At 72.4% G+C, this 19,469-nt stretch carries 17 protein-coding genes; 10 read left to right on the forward strand and 7 right to left on the reverse strand.

Going from position 1 to position 19,469, the window contains the following annotated elements; all coding sequences use genetic code 11:
* Positions 1 to 157 precede the first annotated feature (157 nt).
* The 10 genes from BS80_RS31095 (at position 158) to BS80_RS31135 (ending at position 10,621) form a co-directional block, all read left to right on the forward strand.
* Complete coding sequence (locus BS80_RS31095) at positions 158 to 1,906, forward strand: TIGR03767 family metallophosphoesterase (RefSeq protein ID WP_035804546.1); 1,749 nt, start codon at positions 158 to 160, stop codon at positions 1,904 to 1,906.
* Positions 1,907 to 2,076: 170 nt separating this feature from the next.
* Positions 2,077 to 2,790, forward strand: coding sequence for an alpha/beta hydrolase (locus tag BS80_RS31100; RefSeq protein WP_051967449.1), 714 nt, complete (start codon positions 2,077 to 2,079; stop codon positions 2,788 to 2,790).
* Positions 2,791 to 2,937: 147 nt separating this feature from the next.
* Positions 2,938 to 3,723, forward strand: a complete 786-nt coding sequence (locus BS80_RS31105) for a neprosin family prolyl endopeptidase (protein WP_051967450.1) — start codon at positions 2,938 to 2,940, stop codon at positions 3,721 to 3,723.
* A 112-nt stretch (positions 3,724 to 3,835) separates the two neighbouring features.
* Entirely contained in the window at positions 3,836 to 3,916 is an 81-nt protein-coding gene (locus tag BS80_RS44195) for a putative leader peptide (protein ID WP_408607470.1), read from the forward strand.
* A 141-nt stretch (positions 3,917 to 4,057) separates the two neighbouring features.
* The gene (locus BS80_RS31110) at positions 4,058 to 5,323 is read left to right on the forward strand and encodes an LLM class flavin-dependent oxidoreductase (protein WP_051967451.1); all 1,266 of its coding nucleotides are present in this window, start codon (positions 4,058 to 4,060) and stop codon (positions 5,321 to 5,323) included.
* Entirely contained in the window at positions 5,320 to 6,687 is a 1,368-nt protein-coding gene (locus BS80_RS31115; RefSeq protein ID WP_035804547.1) for an NtaA/DmoA family FMN-dependent monooxygenase, read from the forward strand. Before BS80_RS31110 ends, BS80_RS31115 begins: the two co-directional genes overlap by 4 nt.
* 343 nt (positions 6,688 to 7,030) lie before the next feature.
* Positions 7,031 to 7,867, forward strand: a complete 837-nt coding sequence (locus BS80_RS31120; protein WP_035804548.1) for an SAM hydroxide adenosyltransferase — start codon at positions 7,031 to 7,033, stop codon at positions 7,865 to 7,867.
* A 231-nt stretch (positions 7,868 to 8,098) separates the two neighbouring features.
* Positions 8,099 to 8,971: an ABC transporter substrate-binding protein gene (locus BS80_RS31125; RefSeq protein ID WP_051967452.1), complete on the forward strand. Its 873-nt coding sequence runs from the start codon at positions 8,099 to 8,101 to the stop codon at positions 8,969 to 8,971.
* 10 nt (positions 8,972 to 8,981) lie between these two features.
* The gene (locus tag BS80_RS31130) at positions 8,982 to 9,881 is read left to right on the forward strand and encodes an amino acid ABC transporter permease (RefSeq protein WP_083975594.1); all 900 of its coding nucleotides are present in this window, start codon (positions 8,982 to 8,984) and stop codon (positions 9,879 to 9,881) included.
* Positions 9,878 to 10,621, forward strand: a complete 744-nt coding sequence (locus tag BS80_RS31135; protein WP_035804549.1) for an amino acid ABC transporter ATP-binding protein — start codon at positions 9,878 to 9,880, stop codon at positions 10,619 to 10,621. The genes BS80_RS31130 and BS80_RS31135 overlap by 4 nt, the downstream gene beginning before the upstream one ends.
* A gap of 41 nt (positions 10,622 to 10,662) precedes the next feature.
* On the opposite strand, the gene BS80_RS31140 is transcribed toward BS80_RS31135, so the two are convergent.
* From BS80_RS31140 to BS80_RS31170, 7 genes are all read right to left on the reverse strand, one after another.
* Positions 10,663 to 11,136, reverse strand: a complete 474-nt coding sequence (locus BS80_RS31140) for an alpha/beta hydrolase (protein ID WP_232246724.1) — start codon at positions 11,134 to 11,136, stop codon at positions 10,663 to 10,665.
* Between the two features lie 122 nt (positions 11,137 to 11,258).
* A complete protein-coding gene (locus BS80_RS31145; RefSeq protein WP_035804550.1) occupies positions 11,259 to 14,834 on the reverse strand; it encodes a P-loop NTPase family protein in 3,576 nt (1,191 codons plus the stop codon).
* 93 nt (positions 14,835 to 14,927) lie between these two features.
* Positions 14,928 to 15,794, reverse strand: a complete 867-nt coding sequence (locus BS80_RS31150; protein WP_035804551.1) for an LLM class F420-dependent oxidoreductase — start codon at positions 15,792 to 15,794, stop codon at positions 14,928 to 14,930.
* 169 nt (positions 15,795 to 15,963) lie between these two features.
* Entirely contained in the window at positions 15,964 to 17,103 is a 1,140-nt protein-coding gene (locus tag BS80_RS31155) for a class I SAM-dependent methyltransferase (RefSeq protein WP_083975595.1), read from the reverse strand.
* A complete protein-coding gene (locus BS80_RS31160; RefSeq protein WP_035804552.1) occupies positions 17,100 to 18,296 on the reverse strand; it encodes a glycosyltransferase in 1,197 nt (398 codons plus the stop codon). Before BS80_RS31160 ends, BS80_RS31155 begins: the two co-directional genes overlap by 4 nt.
* The gene (locus BS80_RS31165) at positions 18,293 to 19,159 is read right to left on the reverse strand and encodes an alpha/beta fold hydrolase (protein ID WP_063772125.1); all 867 of its coding nucleotides are present in this window, start codon (positions 19,157 to 19,159) and stop codon (positions 18,293 to 18,295) included. Before BS80_RS31165 ends, BS80_RS31160 begins: the two co-directional genes overlap by 4 nt.
* Positions 19,160 to 19,161: 2 nt before the next feature.
* A complete protein-coding gene (locus tag BS80_RS31170; RefSeq protein WP_051967693.1) occupies positions 19,162 to 19,416 on the reverse strand; it encodes a phosphopantetheine-binding protein in 255 nt (84 codons plus the stop codon).
* Positions 19,417 to 19,469 lie beyond the last annotated feature (53 nt).

Raw genomic sequence — 19,469 nt, forward strand, 5'->3', positions numbered from 1 at the left:
TTCGCCGACCGTTCCCCTCCGCGGGACTCCCGATCACGACTACCGACCGGTAACGTGCGCTCCCGGCCTGCCGTTGCTCGGCGCCGGCCACCCGTCGTACACCGTTCACCGCCGGCGCCGTCAGGGCCTCTGGCGGTGTGTCACAAGGGGGACACCCATGTCCGCGTTCAGTCGCCGCCGCTTCATCGGCGGCGCTTCGGCCACGGCCGCCGGTGCAGCGCTCTCGCTGGCCGGAGGGACGTTCGCGTCGGCCGCCGCCCGGGACAGCGCACTGGCGGCCGGCGCGGCGCGCGCCGTCGCGATCGGCGGCACGACGCTGGAGCAGGTCGCCACCCCGCTCGGCAGCACCGGCTACCGGCGGCTGCTCTCCGGCCCGGGCTGGCCGCTGGTGGTCCGCGGTGAGCTGGCCGCCGCGCAGAGCGGCAGGGACGGACGGCGCACCGGGCTGGCGAGCTTCGTCCAGTTCACCGACCTGCACCTGTGCGACACCGAGTCGCCGATGCGCTTCGAGTACCTGGCGCGCTGGAACGACGCCGCGCACCGCCCGCAGGAGACGCTCACCGTGCGGGGCGCCTCCTCGCTGGTCGAGCGGGTGAACGAGGTGGCCGCCGGACCGTACACCGGCCTGCCGTTCAGCCTGGTGATGGCCACCGGTGACAACACCGACAACCACGAGCAGCTCGAACTCGACTGGTACCTGACGGTGATGAGCGGCGGCCGGGTGACGCCCAACAGCGGCGACCCGAACCGCTACGAGGGCGTGCAGAACTCCGGCAGCGCCGCGTACTGGAACCCCGAGAGCGCCTACCAGGACACCTACAAGGCGCTGGGCTTCCCCCAGGTCCCCGGCTTCCTGAGCGCGGCCGGCAGCTCGTTCCAGGCCCCCGGCCTGAAGACGCCCTGGTACACCACGGTCGGCAACCACGACGACAGCATCGAGGGCACGCTGCCCGACCTCGGCCTGCTGAACTCGCTCTACACCGGCAACCGCAAGATCGAGGGCTGCGACGACGCCGACGCGGCGAAGCTGGCCGGCCTGCTGAAGAGCGACCCGGCCTCCGCCGTGCTGCTGCTCGGCAAGCTGCTGCAGGACGCCGACGCGGTGCGCGAGATCACCCCGGACGCCCGCCGCCAGCCGTTCACCACCCAGCAGTTCGCCCAGGCGCACCTCAACCCGGCCTACACCGGCGCCGGCCCCTACGGCCACGGCTTCACCTCCGACGCGGCCCACAGCGGCAACCTCTACTACACCTTCGAGATCTCCGAGGGCGTGCTCGGCATCAGCCTGGACACCACCAACGCGGCCGGCTTCGCCGACGGCTCGATCGGCACCGCGCAGCTGAACTGGCTGGAGCAGCAGCTGCGGGCCAACAGCGACCACTGGTACGACACCAACGGGACCCTGGTGCGCGGCGGCTCCAGCAACCGCCTGGTGGTGCTGTTCAGCCACCACACCAGCACCACCATGGGCAACCTGCTGCTCGACCCGCGGCACTTCTTCGAGCTGCGGCACGACGGCAACGCACTGGTCGCGCTGCTCCAGCGCTACCCGAACGTGCTGGCCTGGGTGAACGGCCACACTCACCAGAACCAGATCACCGCGCACGGCCACGCGGTGCCCGAGCGGGCGTTCTGGGAGATCAACACCGCCTCGCACATCGACTTCCCGCAGCACGCGCGGATCATCGAGGTCACCGACAACGGCGACGGCACCCTCTCGCTCTTCACCACCCTGATCGAGTCCGCCGCCCCCTACGGCACCGCCTTCGACGACACCTCGGACGCGGCACTGGCCTCGCTCTACCGCGAACTCTCCTTCAACGACCCGTACGCCACCCCGGGCGCCAAGCTCGGCACCCCGCTGGACCACAACACCGAACTGCTGCTGGCCAAGCCCGGCCGCTGACCGCGCCGTCCCCGCGGGCGGGCGACCGCTCGCCCGCGGGAGGCGGCCGCGCCCCCCGCTCCTCCCCGCGGCCTGTGGTGTGCCGTCGATCGGGGCCGTGAATCGATCTTGTCGGCTAGGCTGCGGCGACGACGGGTTCATGACATGAAGTGCGGGGGAGTGGAGTACGCATGTCCGATTCGACAGAGCACCTGCTGGCCTGGGGCGGCGAGAAGGTGGCCTGCACGGTGTGGGAGCCGGCCGGCGGCCCCGCGAGGCGTCGCACCGCGGTCGTCATGCACGGCGCGGGCGCCGCCGACCAGAGCGTGCACGGGCAGCTGGTCCGGCAGTTGGCCGAGCGCGGCTGCCGCACCCTCGCCTTCGACTTCACCGGCCACGGCGCCAGCTCGGGCCTCCTTCAGGAGCTCAGCCTCAGCGACCGCTTCGACCAGGCGCGGGCCGTGATCGACTCCCTCGCCCCGGGCGAGGACCACCTCGTGCTCGTCGGCGCGAGCATGAGCGGGCAGACGGTGGCCGACCTCGCCGCGCACTACGGCGGCCGGGTGGCGGCGGTCGGCCTGCTGGCCCCCGCGGTCTATCCGCGCCGGGCCTGGCCGCTGCGGTTCGACTCCGGCTTCACGCAGGCCATTCGAGTCCCGCAGGCCTGGCGCGACTCCGCCGCGCTGGACACCTACGCGCACTACACCGGGCGCGCCGTCCTGGCCGTCCCCGGACGGGATCACGTCATCCCGCCGGCCGTGAACGAGGCCCTCGTCCAGGCGCTGTCCGTCCGCGCCGACTTCACCCACCTGGTCTTCCCCGACGCCGACCACCACCTCGGGCGCTACTTCCAGGCCAACCCGGACGCCTGCGCCCGCTTCGCCGACGCACTCACCGCGCCCTGAAGCAACCCTGACGCCGGATCCTGTTCGAAACCAACCAGGCGGCAGGGCTTGTGGGAGTCGTCACTTCGGCCTAATTTAACCAGCCAAGTAAGTCGAGTTACATCGCGACTGACAGCACTTGGGCTGTTCGCGGGAAGAAGGTCGACCATGTCCGTCCGAAGAACACTCACCACCCTCGGCGCGATAGCCCTGGGGCTCCCGCTCCTGACGCCCGTGCAGAGCGCGGACGCCGCGACGTACCGCAACGGCGCGTGGTTCAGCTACGTCTCCGGCCAGCAGATCACCAGCGCCACCGGCGCCGGCGTCACCATGATGCAGGCCACCCCCTACGTGGCGAGCGCGCAGGGCCACTCGTTGCAGGAACTGTCCCTCCAGGACGCGAACCAGCAGTCCACCATCGAGGTGGGCTGGACCGTCGACCCGCAGGTCAACGGCGACTACCTGCCCCACCTGTTCGTCTTCCACTGGGTCGACGGCCAGGTCTCCTGCTACAACGGCTGCGGCTTCGTCCCGGCCACCGGCAGCGGCGTGTGGCCCGGCATGCCCGTCACCTCGGGAGTGGCGGGCACGTTTCAGATCAGCCACGACACCGGCACCCGGGCCTGGTGGATCTACTACAACGGGCGCGCCGTCGGCGACTTCCCCGACGCGCTCTGGCAGGACCCGGCGACCCGGGCCGACACCTTCACCAGCGCGCAACTCGTCAGCGCCTTCGGCGAGGTGGCCGATCCCGGCCAGGCCAGCCGCAGCTGGATGGGTGACGGCTCGTGCGGCAGCTCGTCCGCCTCCTCCACCATCTCGGGCTACCAGCTCTACGGCTCCGCGGACCAACCGGATTTCACGGTCCGTTCGACCGATCCCGGCTCGTACAACTCCGGTAGCGCCACCGCTACTTCGTTCCACCTCGGCGGGTCCGGCAGCGGAGGCTGCTGAGGGCGGCCCGGGCAGGGGGCGATTGTGCTCGATCCGTTCCGGCGTTACGGTGACGACCGGGTGGGACCCGCAGCGGTCCCCGCAGGCGCGATCGAAGGCGGAGGTGACGGCAGTGCGGCGATCCACGAACACGTACTCGCGACGCCACATCGACCTCCAGCGCATGGCCAGCGCCCTCTGTCCGACGGCCTGAGCTCCTCCCCTCCCCGCTCTCCACCCCGCCGCCGCCGCGACGTTGCCCCGGACACCGCTCTGCACCGCGCTCCGGCGCCCGCCGCGTTCGGCCTGCCCGCGCGGCTGTGGAGAGCCCATCCGAGCAGGAAGCGACGTCCCCATGCCCCGACCACACCCCGCCCTCCACCTGGCCGTCGCCCTCGACGGAGCCGGCTGGCACCCCGCCGCCTGGCGCGAGCCCGACGCCCGGCCCAAGGACCTTCTGACGGCCGGTTACTGGGCCGACCTCGTCGCCGAGGCCGAGCGCGGCCTGCTGGACTTCGTCACCATCGAGGACTCCCCCGGCCTCCAATCGTCCCTGCCCTTCGCCCCCGACGACCGCGTCGACCAGGTCCGCGGCCGGCTGGACGCCGTACTGATCGCCTCCCGGATCGCACCGCTGACCCGCACCATCGGGCTGATACCGACCGCGGCGGTCACCCACGGCGAGCCGTTCCACCTCTCCAAGGCGATCGCCACCCTGGACTACGTCAGCGGCGGCCGGGCCGGCGTGCGGGTGCAGGTCTCGCGTCCGTTCGAGGCCGAGCTCTTCGGCCGCCGGACCGTCGCGTCGTACGGGCTGGACGACTTCCGCCACCCCGACCGGTCCCGACCCGAAATCCTGGCGCAGATCGCCGAGTTGTTCGACGAGGCGGCCGACCACGTCGAGGTCGTGCGGCGGCTGTGGGACAGCTGGGAGGACGACGCGGAGATCCGCGACACGGCCACCGGGCGCTTCGTCGACCGGGCCAAGCTGCACTACATCGACTTCGAGGGACCGAGGTTCAGCGTCAAGGGCCCGTCCATCACGCCCCGGCCGCCGCAGGGCCAGCCGATCGTGGCCGCGCTGGCCCACAACACCCTCCCGTTCCGCCTGGTGGCCCGGGCGGCCGACATCGGGTTCGTCACGCCGCGGGACCGCTCGCACGCCGCCGGGATCGTCGACGAGCTCCGCCACGAGCAGGCCGCCGCGGGCCGGGCCGAGCAGACCGTGCACGTCTTCGGCGACCTGGTGGTCTTCCTGGACCCGGAGCCGGGCGCGGCAGCCGCCCGCCGCAGCCGTCTGGACAACCGGGCCGGGGCCGAACTCACCAGCGACGCCCAGGTGTTCACCGGAACGCCCGGGCAGCTGGCCGACCTGCTGGAGGACTGGCGACAGGCGGGCCTGACCGGCTTCCGGCTGCGCCCGGGCACCCTCCCGCACGACCTGGAGCAGATCACCCGCGCCCTCGTCCCGGAGCTCCAGCGCCGGGGCGTCTTCCGCACCGCGTACGAGGCGGACACCCTGCGCGGACTGCTCGGCCTCTCCCGTCCCGCCAGCCGCTACGCCGACACCGCCGCCGTCCCGGCGCGCCGCACAGAGACCTCAAGGACGCCCGTCGCATGAGCAAGCCCGTCAAGCAGATCCATCTCGCCGCGCACTTCCCCGGCGTGAACAACACCACCGTGTGGAGCGACCCGGCCGCCGGCAGCCAGGTCGACTTCAGCTCCTTCGTGCACCTGGCCCGGACCGCCGAACGCGCCAAGTTCGACTTCCTCTTCCTCGCCGAGGGCCTGCGGCTGCGCGAACAGGGCGGGAAGATCTACGACTTGGACGTGGTCGGCCGCCCGGACACCTTCACCGTGCTGGCCGCGCTGGCCGCGGTCACCGACCGGCTCGGGCTGGCCGGCACGATCAACTCCACCTTCAACGAGCCCTACGAGGTGGCCCGCCAGTTCGCCTCGCTGGACCACCTGTCGGCCGGCCGGGCCGCCTGGAACGTCGTCACCTCCTGGGACGAGTTCACCGGGCAGAACTTCCGGCGCGGCGGATTCCTGGCCCAGGAGGACCGCTACGAGCGGGCCAGGCAGTTCCTGGACGCCGCGCATGTGCTGTTCGACTCCTGGCGGGGCGACGAGATCCTCGCGGACCAGGAGTCCGGGGTCTTCCTCGGCGACCCGGACGCGGGTCGATTCGACCACCACGACAGCCAGTTCGACATCACCGGACGGTTCAGCACGCCACGCAGCCCGCAGGGCCGGCCGGTGGTCTTCCAGGCCGGCGACTCCGAGGAGGGCCGCGAGTTCGCCGCCGCTTCCGCCGACGCCATCTTCACCCGGCACGGCACGCTGGAGGCCGGCCGCGCCTTCTACGCCGACGTCAAGGGACGCCTGGCCCGCTACGGCCGCTCCCCCGACGAGCTGAAGGTGCTGCCCGGGGTGACCTTCGTGCTCGGCGACACCGACGCCGAGGCGCACGAGAAAGCCACGCTGATCCGCCGTCAGCAGGTGAGTGGCCAGAGCGCGATCAGGTTCCTGGAACAGGTGTGGAACCGCGACCTGAGCGACCTCGACCCGGACGGGCCGCTGCCCGCCGTCGACCCGCTGGTCGGCGAGAACACCATCGCGCGCGGCCGGGCCGACGTGCGCTCGCACCGCGACCCGCTGGCGATCGCCGCGCGCTGGCGCGAGCTGGCCGAGGCGAAGAAGCTCTCCGTCCGGGAGCTGATCATCGAGGTGACCGGGCAGCAGTCCTTCATCGGCACACCCTCCCAGGTCGCCGAGGCCATGAACGAGTTCGTCCAGACGGACGCCGGTGACGGGTTCATCCTGGCGCCGCACCTGACCCCGGGCGGGATCGACGACTTCGCCGACAGCGTGGTCCCGCTGCTCCAGGAGCGCGGGGTCTTCCGTACCGAGTACGCGGGGGCCACGCTGCGCGACCACCTCGGGCTCGGCCCCGCGCGCACGACCCGGCGGGCGGCGTCGTGACGTACCGCACCCACCGCACCCACCGCACCCACCGCTCAGCGGGCTCGCGGGCGCCGGGCGGGCCGCGAACCGGCCGGTGTGTTCACTGGGTGGACGGATCGCGCGAGTGGCGCCCGCGCGGTGCTACAGTCCGGCCCATGCTGCACACCACCGCACTCGCCATGATGCGAATGATGCCCCCGACCTCGGAGGTACTTCGCTAGCGAAGCCGTGTGCGCGAATGACGCGACGGACCCTCCGGAAACGGGGGGTCCGTTTTTTGTTGTCCCGAATTCCCGTTTGCCCTGAATCATCACCTCCCCATTCCCCCAGGCCCTCCCCAGCAGAAGGCGAAGAACCCGCCATGACGCATCCCCCGGTCATCTCGCTCACCGACTGCGCCGACCCCAACGCACTGGCCCGGCAGTCCGCCCGGATCGCCGCGCTCTTCGGCGCCACACCGACCGTCCTGCCGCTGAGCGGACCGGACCCGGAGGGCGCCGCCGCCCTCACCCTGCTCGACCTGCTGCGCTCCACGGGCCTGACCGGCGGACCGACCCACCCGGTCGTGGTCCTGGTCAACATCGCGCCCCGGGACGGGCACTGGCCCAACGGCGCGCCGTTCTGCTACTTCCGCCACGGGGACCACCTGGTGATCAGCACGGTGAACCACCGGGTCCTGGCACCGCTGGCCGGCTACCTCGGCCTGGTGGAGGTGCAGGTCACCGACGTGCGCGAGGTGCTGGAGGCCGCGGCCGGCCAATGGGCCGAGCTGGCCGAGGCCGAGGTCGAGGAGATCGTCCGGACCCAGTTCCGCAGCCTCTGGTACGTGCCGCTGCTGGCCCGCTGGCTGGCGGACGGCCGCCCGGTCCCCGCCGAGGCGCTGCCGGTGCGCCACAGCGCGCCCGAGGCCGTCCGGGTCGCCGTGGTGGACAACTTCGGCAACTGCAAGCTGGACCGGCCGGCCACCGCGCTGCCCGGCTACGGCGGTGCGGCGACGCTGGCCGTCCGCAGCCGGCACGACGGCCGGAACGTCCAGGTGCGCTGTTACGACCGGCTGCCCGACGTTCCGCTCGGCGAGCCGGGAATCACCGTCGGGAGTTCCGGTGTCGGCTTCGCCGAACTGGTGGTGCGCGGTGGCTCCGCAGCCGAACTTTTCGGTCTGCGCGAGGGCGACCGGGTCCTTCATCTCACCAGCTGACATGTTGTCCGGGCGTTACCCGATGGTGGCCGACGAAATTGACACCGCGCTCCACCACCCGGAATGCTGAAACGCATGTCCGGAACTCTCCCGCTGGTACGCCGCCGCCACGTGGACCACGTGCGCTGCGCCGCTGATCTGTGTCGCTGACGCGCCGCTGAGCGCACCGCGCCGGCCCGTCTCCGTACCCTCCGTACCCTCCTTTCGGACTCTCCTGCGAAGGATCCCCCCATGTTCCGTACCCGCATAGCCCTCACGGCCTCCCTCGCAGCCGCCGTCGCCCTGTCGGCCGCCGCCTGCGCCCCCCAGACCCAGAGCACGGCGACGGCGGCCGGTTCCGGTGGCGCGAACTGCACGACGACCAGCCCCGGCCTGTTCAAGAGCGGGCAGTTGACCGTCGCGACCGACTCCCCGGCCTACGCGCCCTGGTTCGACAGCAACGCCCCCGCCAACGGGAAGGGCTTCGAGAGCGCGGTGGCCTACGCGGTGGCGGGCAAGCTCGGCTTCGGCCAGAGCCAGGTGAAGTGGGTCGTCGAACCGTTCGACAACTCCTATGCCCCGGGGGCGAAGAACTTCGACTTCGACATCAACGAGATCTCCGACACCCCGCAGCGCGCCCAGGCGGTGGACTTCTCCACCAGCTACTACACGGCCGACCAGGGCGTCCTCACGCTGGCCGGCTCCCCGTACGCGAACGCCACGTCGCTGGGCGCGCTGAAGGACGCCAGGATCGGCGTGCAGGTGGCCACCACCAGCTACCAGGCGGTACTCGACGAGCTGAAGCCCTCGCACCAGCCGAGCGTCTTCAACACCACCAACGACGAGGTCAACGCGCTGCAGAACGGTCAGATCGACGCGATCGTCACCGACATGCCGACCGTGTTCTACCTGGCCGGCTCGGAGCTGAACAACGGCAAGATCCTCGGTCAGTTCGGCTACGCCGGCGGCACCCCCGAGGAGTTCGGGCTGCTCCTGCAGAAGGGCAGCGCGCTGACCTCCTGCGTCAACCAGGCGCTGACCGCGCTCAAGGCCGACGGCTCGCTCGCCAAGATCACCTCCCAGTGGCTGTCCGCCTCGGCGAACGTCCCCGAGCTGAAGCCGTAACGGGCCGACAGTGGACCACGGGACCACGGCCGCGCTGAACCAGCAGGCCACACCGCCGGACGAGAACTACCGACCGAGCGACCGGGAGAGGGAACGGCAGCGGTTCCGCCGTTCCCGCAAGCGGCGCAACACCTGGATCGCCGCCCTGTGTACCGTGCTCTGCCTGGTCGCGCTGGGGGCGGGCGCGGTCGCCTCCCCCGGCTGGGAGCGCGTACACAGCCTGTTCCTGGACAGCGCGGAGTTCCGGAGCTCGCTCCCCGGGATCCTGCGGGGCTTCTGGCTCAACATCCAGATGTTCCTGATCGCCGAGGTGCTGATCCTCGGCCTGGGGCTGCTGATCGCCCTGGTCCGGGTGACCCGGTCCCCCGGACTTCAGCCGCTGCGGCTGGCCGCGACCGTCTACGTGGACGTCTTCCGCGGCGTGCCGACCCTGCTGCTGGTCTTCCTGGTCGGCTTCGGACTGCCCGCCCTGCGGCTCCAGGGCACCCCCACCCAGCCCTGGGTGCTCGGGGTGATCGCCCTGGTGCTGTCCTACGCCGCCTACGTGGCCGAGGTGCTGCGCGCGGGACTGAACTCGGTGCACCCGGCGCAGCGGAACGCCGCGCGGGCGCTGGGCCTGAACGAGCGTCAGACCCTGCGGCACGTGGTGCTGCCGCAGGCCGTGCGCAACGTCCTGCCACCGCTGCTCAACGACTTCATCGCCCTGCAGAAGGACACCGCGCTGGTCGCCGTCCTCGGTCCGCTGGAAGCCCTGCGGGCCGCGCAGATCAAGGCGGACTACGACTTCAACTACACCCCGTACCTGGGAGCGGCACTGTTGTTCATCGCGGTGACCATACCGTTGACCCGGTTCGCCGACCGGCTCCAACGACGAGCGGCACAGCGCACCTGGGCGGAGACCGGACGATGACCGAGCCACTGCTGCGGATCCGCGGCGTTCGCAAGGAGTACGGTTCCCGCCTGGTGCTGCGCTCGATCGACCTGGATGTCGCCGAACACCAAGTGGTCTGCCTGATCGGCGGTTCGGGCTCGGGCAAGTCGACCCTGCTGCGCTGCGTGGACCTGCTGGAGACCGTCGATGACGGCACCATCCACCTGGGGACCGGCGAACTCACCGACCCCCGCCTGGACGCCAACCTCGCCCGCCGGCGGATCGGCATCGTCTTCCAGGCCTACAACCTGTTCCCGCACCTGAGCGTGCTGGACAACATCACCCTCGCCCCGCGCCGCGTGCACGGCGTGTCCCGCAAGCAGGCCGAGCAGTCGGCCCGCGAACTGCTGGACCGGTTCGGGCTCGCGGACAAGGCGCAGGAGCACCCCGACCGGCTCTCCGGCGGCCAGCAGCAGCGTGCGGCGATCGCCCGCGCGCTGGCCACCGAACCGGAACTGCTGCTCTTCGACGAGATCACCTCCGCGCTCGACCCCGAACTGGTCGGCGAGGTCCTCGACGTGGTCACCGACCTCAAGCAGCGCGGCCTGACCATCCTGATGGCCACCCACGAGATGGGCTTCGCCCGGCACGTCGCCGACCAGGTCTGCTTCCTGGAGGACGGCGTGATCGTGGAGCAGGGCACCGCGGAGCAGGTGCTCACCGACCCGCGGCAGCCGGCCACCCGGCGCTTCCTCTCCCGGGTCCTGGACCACGCCTAGGGCGGCGCCGCGTTGATCTTTCGGATCAACGCGGCGCCGGACTAGGGCTGGAAGAGTACTTCCGGATTGTTCGGCGAGGGGCCGTCCAGCAACGGACTGTGGATCCCCTTCAGCGTCTGGTCGAAGAACGCTGTCACGTACGCGCGAGTGATCACCACCCCGCGTTCCGGGGGCAGCGGCGGTGTCGGGAACCCGGCCTCCTCCAGAAGCAGGTCGAGGTCGGTGAAGCTGGTGTGGTCGGCGCCGGCGACCGTCAGCCACTTCCTGTAGCCGCCGAGAGCGGCCCAGGTCTGCCCCCACGTGGTGTCGTCGCCGCCGACCGAGTGGACGTCGTCCCTGCCCAGCATGAGGAACGGCCGGTTGATCTGACCGGGCATCGGGGCCGGGTGGAAGGAGCCGTCCATGTTCATTCCGGCCCGTACTCGCGGGTCGGCGATCATCGTGGCGGCGGCCGCCGCTCCGCCGAGGGAGTGTCCGGCCATGCCGATCTCGTGCTTGGTATCGAATCGGCCCATGGATGTAAGCATTCCGCTGTCGTCCGTAACCCCCGCGAGGTACCGGAGTCACCCGCCGGGAGTATGTCGTGCGGTGCGCGGTTCCCTTCGTCGGCATCGTCGAGCGCCACCCTCGTCCTGGCCTACGACGAACACGACCCGTCGCCCGGACGAACCGTGTGGCCCAGCGTGCGCAGGGTGCGCGCCAGGACCCCCAGCGACTGCGGCGCGATGTCGGGCAGCGCGGGGATCACCTGGCCGGGCGTGCCCAGGCGGAGCGCCTGCGCGCACAGCCGTCGGCGGGTGGCGTCCGGGCCGGCGTTCTTCGCCGTGTCGAGCAGGGCCTGGACCTGGTAGTGCTGGCTGGTGACGGCAGGGATGAGATCGGGCGCCTCCGCGGTTCTCCCCGCTTCGGCGAGTGCTGTCACGACCGTGGCCAGCGCCTGTGCTCGGCAGTGGTGGTCGGTGATGGTGCGGGCGAGGTCGAGCGCGTCCGGGATGTGTCCAGCTGCGGCGAGAGCCGCGCAGACGTAGGCCAGCGCCATGTCGTGCGAGTGACGGTCGGTGATGGTGCGGGCGAGGTCGCGGGCTTCCTGGACCTCTCCGGCTCTGGCCAGGGCTCCGGCGGCCGCAGACAGCGGCCACCCCTGTCGCGCGGGGTCGTTGACGACTCGGGCGATCGCCACGACCTCGCGGGCCAGAGCGGCCGCTTCGCCGTGCCTGCCCGCCACAATGAGCACGTCGGCGATCTCCGCCAGGAGCCCGGCCCGCTGCTCGGGGTCGTCGATGCCACGGGCAGCGTCTTCGGCCTCTTGACCGAGCGTCACCGCTGTGTCGTTCGCACCCGCTGCGGCCAGCTCCACGGCTATGTCGGTCAAAGCCCGAACCCGTGGGTGCGCGGTCAAACCCCGGGCGAGACCGAGTGCTCGCTCGACCTGGCCCGCTCCGGCCAGGGCACGGGCCACACTGACCAGCGACCGCACCTCCTGGCCGTGATCGCTGATGGAACGGGCGAGCGCGACTGCCTCGTCGAATCGACCCGCCGCTGCCAGGGCATCGGCAGCGAGGGCCAGAAACTGGGCCCGTCGGAGTTCGATGACAGCCCGGGCGTGGGTGACGGCCTCCTGAGCGGCTTCGACGGCTTCCCCGGCCTCTCCCGCCGCGCGGAAGGCGCCCGCGAGCCTGCCGAACATCGATGCCTCGTATGCGGGGTTCGTCGCGGTGTGGGCCAGCTCAAGCGCCTCGTCGACCAGGTCGGCCGCCTGGCTCGGCTGCCCCGCCTCGAAGAGGATCATGGCGACGAAGGTCAGGAGTCGAGTCCGCCTGAAGGGGTCCACGCTCGCGGGGGCGAGCTGCAGCGCCTCGTGGGCGAGAACCACCGCTTCCCCGCACCCACCCGCCTCCTCCACGAGGGTACCGGCCACCTCGACCAGTGCCCACGCACCGTGGTCGGGCAAGCTGAGGGTACCGGCCAGTTCACGTGCCTGACGCGTCTCACCCGCGGTGGCAAGAACCGAAACGACATCGGCCAGGACCTGCATCTGGTCGTCCGGATCGGTGACGGTACGGGCGAGACCCACGACCTCGTGCGCGAGGGAGACTGCTCCCCCGACCTCACCCCCGGCTGCGAGCGCGGCCGCTATCCTGGCCAGCGCTCGGGCCCGTTGGACGATGTCGGCGGTCGCGCGCGCGAGACCGACGGCCTCACGTGTAAGCGCCGCAGCGCTTCCGGACTGACCCGTCACCATATGGGCCGTCACCAGGTCGGGAAAGGCGCTGGCCCGATAGCCGAGGTCGGCGATGCCGCGCGCCAGAACGGTGGCCTCTTCCAGGACAGCGCGCGCCCGCTCGGCCTCTCCCGCGCCGGCGATGACTGCGGCAAGCCGGCCCATCGTCGCGACCCGCCTCAACGGGTTGGTAACGCTGTGGAGGAGCCCCAGAGCCTCGTCGGCCAGTGCGAGTGCCTGACCGCTCTGCCCCTTCTCCGCACAGCTGGTGGCGACTCCGACCAGGACGTCGACGCGGTGGACGGGATGGGCGATCCGCGCCGCGACATCCAGCGCCTGCGCGGTCCTCCCCAGGCCCAGCAGCGCCCAGCCGATCTCGGCCATGGCCGTCTCCCGGCCACCCGGGTCCGCGATGGTCGCGGTGAGGCCGGTGGCCTCCTCCAGCAGGTCGGTGACCCGAGGGTCGCTCTCCCCGTCGGTTCCGGGCCGATCGTGCATCCCGTGGATCACCGCGCACAGGGCGGACACCTGGGCATCCACGGAAGCCGCCGACCTGGCGAAGTTCGCCGCCTGCTCACTGCGTCCCAACCGTCCCAACATCGACAGGAGTTGGCGGGGAAGGCCGCCGCTTCTCCCGTGCAGGACCTCGCGGTGCACCGCCAGCACCAGCATCGCGTCGAGGTCCACGTCCGCGTCCGTACCCGACAGCAGCAGGTCCTGGGCGCCGCCGATCGCGGTCAATGCCTCCAGGTCACCACCCGAGACCCCCCACAGACGCCTCTGCCGGCCCTCGTCCACCGCGAGGCGCACCAGACGCGCGGCGTCACCGGTCTCGCGGAGCAACTGGGTGTAGCCGCGCAGCAGGTAGTGCGGGGTGCCCGGCGGCCAGCCCTGCGCCTGGTAGGAGTCGCCCCAGGCGTGCAGTCGGCTGCGGTAGCCGGCCAGTTCGGGCCCGAGCATCCGGACAGCGGTCCGCTGGAGCTCCTCATGCCCCAGGAGGTACACCTCCGCGCCGTCGTCGCCCCAGTGCGAGTTGCTGGTACGGAAGGTCCGACCCGCCACGGAGTCCAGCTGCCGGTGCACCCGCCAGGCCGCACTGCCCGTCAGGCTGCCGAGATCGTCGACGGTCAGGCCGCCGCCGGCGGCGGTCAGCAGGCCGAGCAGGTCCCGTTCGACTCCGTCCGCCTCCAGCAGGCGCAGCAACTCCCGTTCCATGTCGTGGCGTACGGCCGTGGCGAACGAGGAGACGGACAGGACGCGCGCATCGCCCGGGCGGCGGAGCGGGTGGTGGCCGGGGACGTCGTCCGGCACCGGTGGGCTGGGGCGTCCGGCGACCACGACGCGCAGTCCCGCGAGCGGCACGGCCGGCAGGAGCGCGGCGATGCTGTGGCTGTCCGGCCCAGCCGTGACGCCGCGGTCCTCGTCGAGCCCGTCCACCAGGAGCACCAGGCGTTCGCCGCGCTCCTCGCACACCCGGGCGGCCAGTTCGAGGGCGTGCAACAGCTGCTCGTCCTGGGTGTACTCGGTGACCGCCGGCTCCTGCTCGCCGAGGATCTCGTACAACTGGCGTTGGACCACCTCGCAGAACGCGGGACGGTCGTTCTGCCGCGCCAGGCGCGCGGTGACGAAGAAGGCCACCACCCGTACCCCGGGCGGTGGATGAAGCACGAACCAGGCCATCAGCGCCGTTTTCCCCGCCCACGCGGGCGCCTGCCAGCGCAGGTAGGCGGGACCCCGCTCAGCCGTGCAGAACGCGGCCAGGTCCGCCAACTCCTGCTCCCGGCCGACCAGATGCTGTGCCCCGAGCCTGCGCACCTGGTGCAGGTAGCCCGAGCGGGCCGGCTGGGCGGAGGAGTGGTACGTACCCCCCAGGTGAGCGGTCCCGGCCTGCACCACCACGTCGTGGAAGGTCCCGCCGGCTATCCGGTTGCCGACGGCCGGGCCGCCTCGCCGGCTGTCCTCGCGCGCCTGCGAGCCGTCCCACACGTCCACCGCCGCCCTGCTCCTTCCCGCCCCACCGGATGCTGCGTCGATCCTCACAGTATCCCTGGCGTCATCCCTGGCGTCGGAGGGTCTGACGGCAGCTCAGGAGGGGACGATCCACCGGTCCGCAAGGCCCGCGACCCAGTGGGCGGCGGCGTCGGGGGTCGGCGGGGGTGCGCCGACCACGACCAGTTCGGTCACTCCGGCTTCGGCCAGCGCGGGGAGCAGCTCCGGCGTACCGTCGGTCAGCGCGACGGCGACGGTGAGTTCCCCGGGGTCGCGGCCCTGGCTGGCGCAGTGACCGGCCAGGGCGCGGACGTGCTCCGCGACGGCGGCGGCCGGGAGGTTGAATCCGTACCAGCCGTCTCCGAGCGCGGCGGCCCGGCCCAGGGCCGCGTCGCTGTTGCCGCCGAGGACGATCGGCAGCCGGCCGCCCCGCACGGGCTTGGGGTTGACCCGGATCGCCTCGAAGCGCACGAACTCGCCGTCGAACGAGGCGACGTCGTGCGACCAGAGCGTCCGCATCGCGGCGACGTACTCGGCCGTTCGCCGACCGCGGCCGGCGAACGGGACCCCGAGCGCGGCGAACTCCTCCGCGGACCAGCCGATCCCGACGCCGAGTGTGGCCCGTCCCGCGCTGAGCACGTCCAGCGTCGCGGCCTGCTTCGCCACCACGACCGGGTTGTGCTCGGGCAGCAGCAGCACCCCGGTGGCCAGGCCGATCCGGCTGGTCACCGCGGCGGCGAAACTCAGCGTGAGCAGCGGGTCCAGCCAGTCGGCCGCGGCGGGGACGGGGATGGTGCCCTCGGCGGAGTACGGGTAGCGGGAGGCCGGTTCGTCGACCATCACCACGTGCTCGCCCACCCACAGCCGCGCGAACCCGTGGGCCTCGGCGGCCGCCGCCACCGTCCGGATCACCTCCGGCCGAGCGCCGTCCCCGATGCCCAACGCGTGCAGGCCGATCCGCATCCGTCCCACCTCCCGAGGCCGCACCACCGCGCCGCCCAGCCCACGGGCGGGGGCGGCACAGGCCCACGGAACGATCGTATGCGGGCCTCGGACGGACGGCCACGGGAACGATCCCGCCGCCCTGGTCGGGGGCGCCGGCCGCCCTCACCGACTGGTCAGGGCTGGGCGGTCAGGGCTGGGCGTCGCGGCGGGCGAGCAGGCGGTAGGCGTTGGACAGGCCGGCGCGGGCGGCGAACGGAGCGAGCAGGCGGTCGAGCAGGGTCGCCAGCAGCAGCGCCGGCGCCCCGGCCAGGACGACCGCGCCGCGCAGCAGGCGGCGCAGCCGGCCCGGCGGCTTGCCCGGGAGCCAGGGTGCGTCCTCGCGCGGTGCGACGGCGTCCAGCAGCAGCCAGCAGGCGGCCAGCAGGTCCACCGGGTCGTGCGGCTCGTCGTGCTGTTCCAGGAGCACCTCGAACCCCAACTCGCCCAGCCGGCGCCGCAGGTTGGCCACGGGCATCAGGTTCAGGTGCTGCGGTTGCAACCAGGGCAGCCACCACCGCCCCAGCAGCCGGGCGGAGCGGCACTGCGGATCGGGGACCTCGATCAGCAGCAGCCCGCCGGGGCGCAGCGCCGCTCGCGCGGCTGCCAACTCCCTTGCCGGGTCGGTGCTGTGCTCCAGGTAGTGGAACATGCTCAGCACGTCGTACTGGCCGGCCAGCGTCGGCGCCAGCTCGGGGAACGAGCCGCGGAAGCCGTGCGCCAGCCGGCCGTGCCGCTCGGCCAACTGAACGCCTTCGCTGAGGTCCAGGCCGTCGAAGCGGGTCTCGGGGAAGAGTTCGCGGGCGGTCTCGCAGAAGTGTCCGTGCCCGGTCCCGACGTCCAGCCAGGCGGCCGGCCCGGCGTCGAACGCGAGCACCGACCGGGCGCGGCTGCGGTAGACCTTGGAGCGGGTCCCGAACACCGAGCCGAGCCGCTGCTCGCCCAGGCCGTCGTAGAAGTCCCGGTAGTAGAACTCCAGCCCGGTGAGGGTCAGTTGCGGGTTCTGGAAGACGTGCCCACAGTCGCCGCACTCGTCCAGCAGGAACCGTCCGGGCTTGTGCTGCATCAGGTCACGCGTCCGCAGGCGCACGTGCAGCCGGGCGGAGCCGCACCACGGGCAGTCGGCGCGGCGCGGCGCGAAGAACCGGTCGGTGCCGTCGGCCAGTTCGGCCTGGTAGCCGGGGCGCAGGCCGGCGACCGCCCGGGCCCGGACCGCCGCCTTGGAGCCTGCTGCCGTGGTGCCTACAGGAGTTGAGCCTGCCGGGGTTGAGCCTGGCGCTGTGGTGGTCATGGGGTCTCCCGGTCCGTCTGCGTCGGGTCTGCGGGGAGCAGTCGTTCGAGGTGGTCGGCCGCCGCGGCCGCGCCGCCCGCCGTCCGGAAGGAGGCGCCGATGCGCCGGGCGGCGGCCCGGTGGGCGGGATCGTCGAGCGCCGCGTCCACCGCCTGGCCCAGCCGCGCCGGGTCGATCCGGCCGAAGCGCACCCGGACGCCGGCGCCGGACGCCACCACCTGGGAGGCCACCACCGGTTGGTCGTCGCGGATCGGCGCGACCACCAGCGGCACGCCGTGCCACAGCGCCTCGCAGACCGTGTTGTGACCGCCGTGGCAGACCACCGCGGCAGTGCGGGCCAGCAGGTCCAGCTGCGGCACGGAGGGCACGACCAGGACATCGGGGTCGCTCCGCTGGCCGCGCAGGGCGCCGCCGGGGTCGACGATCACCGCCTGCACCCGCGCGGAGCGGGCCCGCAGCGCCTGTCGGCAGGCCGTCAGGAAGGCGGCGCCGGTGTCGGTGTTGGCCGTACCGAGGGTGACCAGCACGGTCGCGCGGTCCGGGGCCAGCCACTCCCAGGGGAACGACCCGGTGGTGGGACGGGCGGCGATCGACGGGCCGACGAACCGGATCGGACCCGCCGACAGGGCGATCGGCCCGGCCAGTTCCGGCGTGGTGAAGGCCAGGATCAGGTGCGGGGAGAACCGCGGGTCGGCGCTGCCGTCCGGCCTGCCGAGGCTCGCGCGCAGGTCGGCGAGGAGGCCGGAGATCCAGGCCTCCACCAGCGGCATGCCGTCCAGCGCGCCGGCGAACTCGGCCGAGGTCGTCGCGGAGGTGGCCCAGGGCAGGCCGAACCGCTCGGCGACCAGCGCGCCGGCCACCGCCTGCTGGTCCGCCACAACCACGTCGGGGCGAAAGTCGCGCACCGCCGCCGTGACGCCGGGGGCCATCTCCTCCGCGAGCGGGACGAGGAAGTCCTGCCACAGGAACTTCAGCGCCGCCGGGCCGCGCAGCTCCGGCGGGCGCAGTGACTGCGCACCCTGGGGGACGGCGCACGGGTAGACCTCGGCGTCCGGGCCGGCGAGCGCGCCGACCAGCTCCGACAGCCCGGCCCAGGCCGTCGTGTGTCCACGGGCGGCCAGCTCGGCCGCGACGCCCACCGCCGGGTTCACGTGGCCGACCAGCGGCGGGACGACGAAGAGGAAGCGGCTCACCGGACGGGTCCGGCTGGCGTCAGCACCGCGTCGACGCCCGGCGTCAGGACCGCGTCGACGCCCGGGCCACGCAGCTGAACGCCGCGCTCGCGCAGCCAGGACAGCGCGAGTTCGCGGACCACGTCCGGGGTTTCGACCAGGACGGAGTGCTCCTGCCCCGGGACGAAGACGCTCCGGCAGTCGTGCAGCAGCCCGTCCAGCCATCCGGCCTGGGGGGCCAAGTCGGAGCGGGTGCCGTAGACGGTGAGCACCGGGCAGCGGATCGCGCGTAGTTCGGCCTCGTCGGGCAGCCGGCTGGCGGGGATGTCCCGGGCCAACGAGGTCTCGGCCAGCAGCCGGCCGGCCGCACCGGCGAGCCGGGCGGTGTGCCGGCCGCGCTTCGCCGCGACCCAGGCCAGCGTGGACTTCTTGACCAGTTCGGTCTCGGCCCGCCGCAGGATGCCGTCCAGCTTGACGGCCCAGGCCGGCGAGGCCGGCTCGGACTCGATCGCCAGGATGCCGGCCACCTGTTCCGGGCGCCGGGCGGCCAGTGCGAACGCCACCGTGCCGCCGAAGGAGTTGCCCAGCAGCTGGACGGGCCCGGTCACCTCCAGCCGGTCCAGCAGGGCTTCCAGGTCGTCGGCGAAGTCCTCCAGCCGGTAGCCGGTCGGCGGGCGCCCGGTGCGGCCGTGGCCACGCTGGTCGTACATCAGCACCTCCGCCCCTGCTGCGGCGAGCACGGGCGCCAGCGTGAAGTAGTAGCTGGCGAGACTGTCGGTGAGCAGCCCGTGCAGCAGGACGACGGTCGCGGCGGGCGGGCCCGCGTCCTGCGGAGCGAGCCGCTGCACGTGGAAGCGGAGTCCGTCGAGGTCGAGGAAGGCCATGGTCAGCTCCGCTCGGCGCTCTGCAGCCGGTCCACCACGTAGCCGACCAGGCGGCCCACCGTGAGAGCGATGATCTCGTCGAGTTCCATGCCCGCGATGAACTCGGCGAAGTTGATCCGGTCGCCCCAGCGCTCCCGGAGCTGGCCGGCGAGAGTCACCAGGTCGATGCTCTCCAGTTCGAGGTCCTCGGTGAAGCGGGCGTCCATGGTGACCTCGGAGTCGTCGAGGCCGTACTCGTCGAGCACGGCGGCCAGCATGCCGGCGATCACGCCCAGGACCTCCTGCTCGGTGGGCGGGTGGTGCCGCTCGG

Origin of the sequence: Kitasatospora mediocidica KCTC 9733, assembly GCF_000744225.1 — a bacterium.
GTDB classification, from domain to species: Bacteria; Actinomycetota; Actinomycetes; order Streptomycetales; family Streptomycetaceae; genus Kitasatospora; species Kitasatospora mediocidica.

What these genes read in the sequence shown, in the direction of transcription:
- BS80_RS31095 (WP_035804546.1), top strand. Translation starts at nt 158, where the DNA reads ATGTCCGCGTTCAGTCGCCGCCGCTTCATCGGCGGCGCTTCGGCCACG.
- BS80_RS31100 (WP_051967449.1), top strand. Translation starts at nt 2,077, where the DNA reads ATGTCCGATTCGACAGAGCACCTGCTGGCCTGGGGCGGCGAGAAGGTG.
- BS80_RS31105 (WP_051967450.1), top strand. Translation starts at nt 2,938, where the DNA reads ATGTCCGTCCGAAGAACACTCACCACCCTCGGCGCGATAGCCCTGGGG.
- BS80_RS31110 (WP_051967451.1), top strand. Translation starts at nt 4,058, where the DNA reads ATGCCCCGACCACACCCCGCCCTCCACCTGGCCGTCGCCCTCGACGGA.
- BS80_RS31115 (WP_035804547.1), top strand. Translation starts at nt 5,320, where the DNA reads ATGAGCAAGCCCGTCAAGCAGATCCATCTCGCCGCGCACTTCCCCGGC.
- BS80_RS31120 (WP_035804548.1), top strand. Translation starts at nt 7,031, where the DNA reads ATGACGCATCCCCCGGTCATCTCGCTCACCGACTGCGCCGACCCCAAC.
- BS80_RS31125 (WP_051967452.1), top strand. Translation starts at nt 8,099, where the DNA reads ATGTTCCGTACCCGCATAGCCCTCACGGCCTCCCTCGCAGCCGCCGTC.
- BS80_RS31135 (WP_035804549.1), top strand. Translation starts at nt 9,878, where the DNA reads ATGACCGAGCCACTGCTGCGGATCCGCGGCGTTCGCAAGGAGTACGGT.
- BS80_RS31140 (WP_232246724.1), bottom strand. Translation starts at nt 11,136, where the DNA reads ATGGGCCGATTCGATACCAAGCACGAGATCGGCATGGCCGGACACTCC.
- BS80_RS31150 (WP_035804551.1), bottom strand. Translation starts at nt 15,794, where the DNA reads ATGCGGATCGGCCTGCACGCGTTGGGCATCGGGGACGGCGCTCGGCCG.
- BS80_RS31155 (WP_083975595.1), bottom strand. Translation starts at nt 17,103, where the DNA reads ATGACCACCACAGCGCCAGGCTCAACCCCGGCAGGCTCAACTCCTGTA.
- BS80_RS31165 (WP_063772125.1), bottom strand. Translation starts at nt 19,159, where the DNA reads ATGGCCTTCCTCGACCTCGACGGACTCCGCTTCCACGTGCAGCGGCTC.
- BS80_RS31170 (WP_051967693.1), bottom strand. Translation starts at nt 19,416, where the DNA reads ATGCTGGCCGCCGTGCTCGACGAGTACGGCCTCGACGACTCCGAGGTC.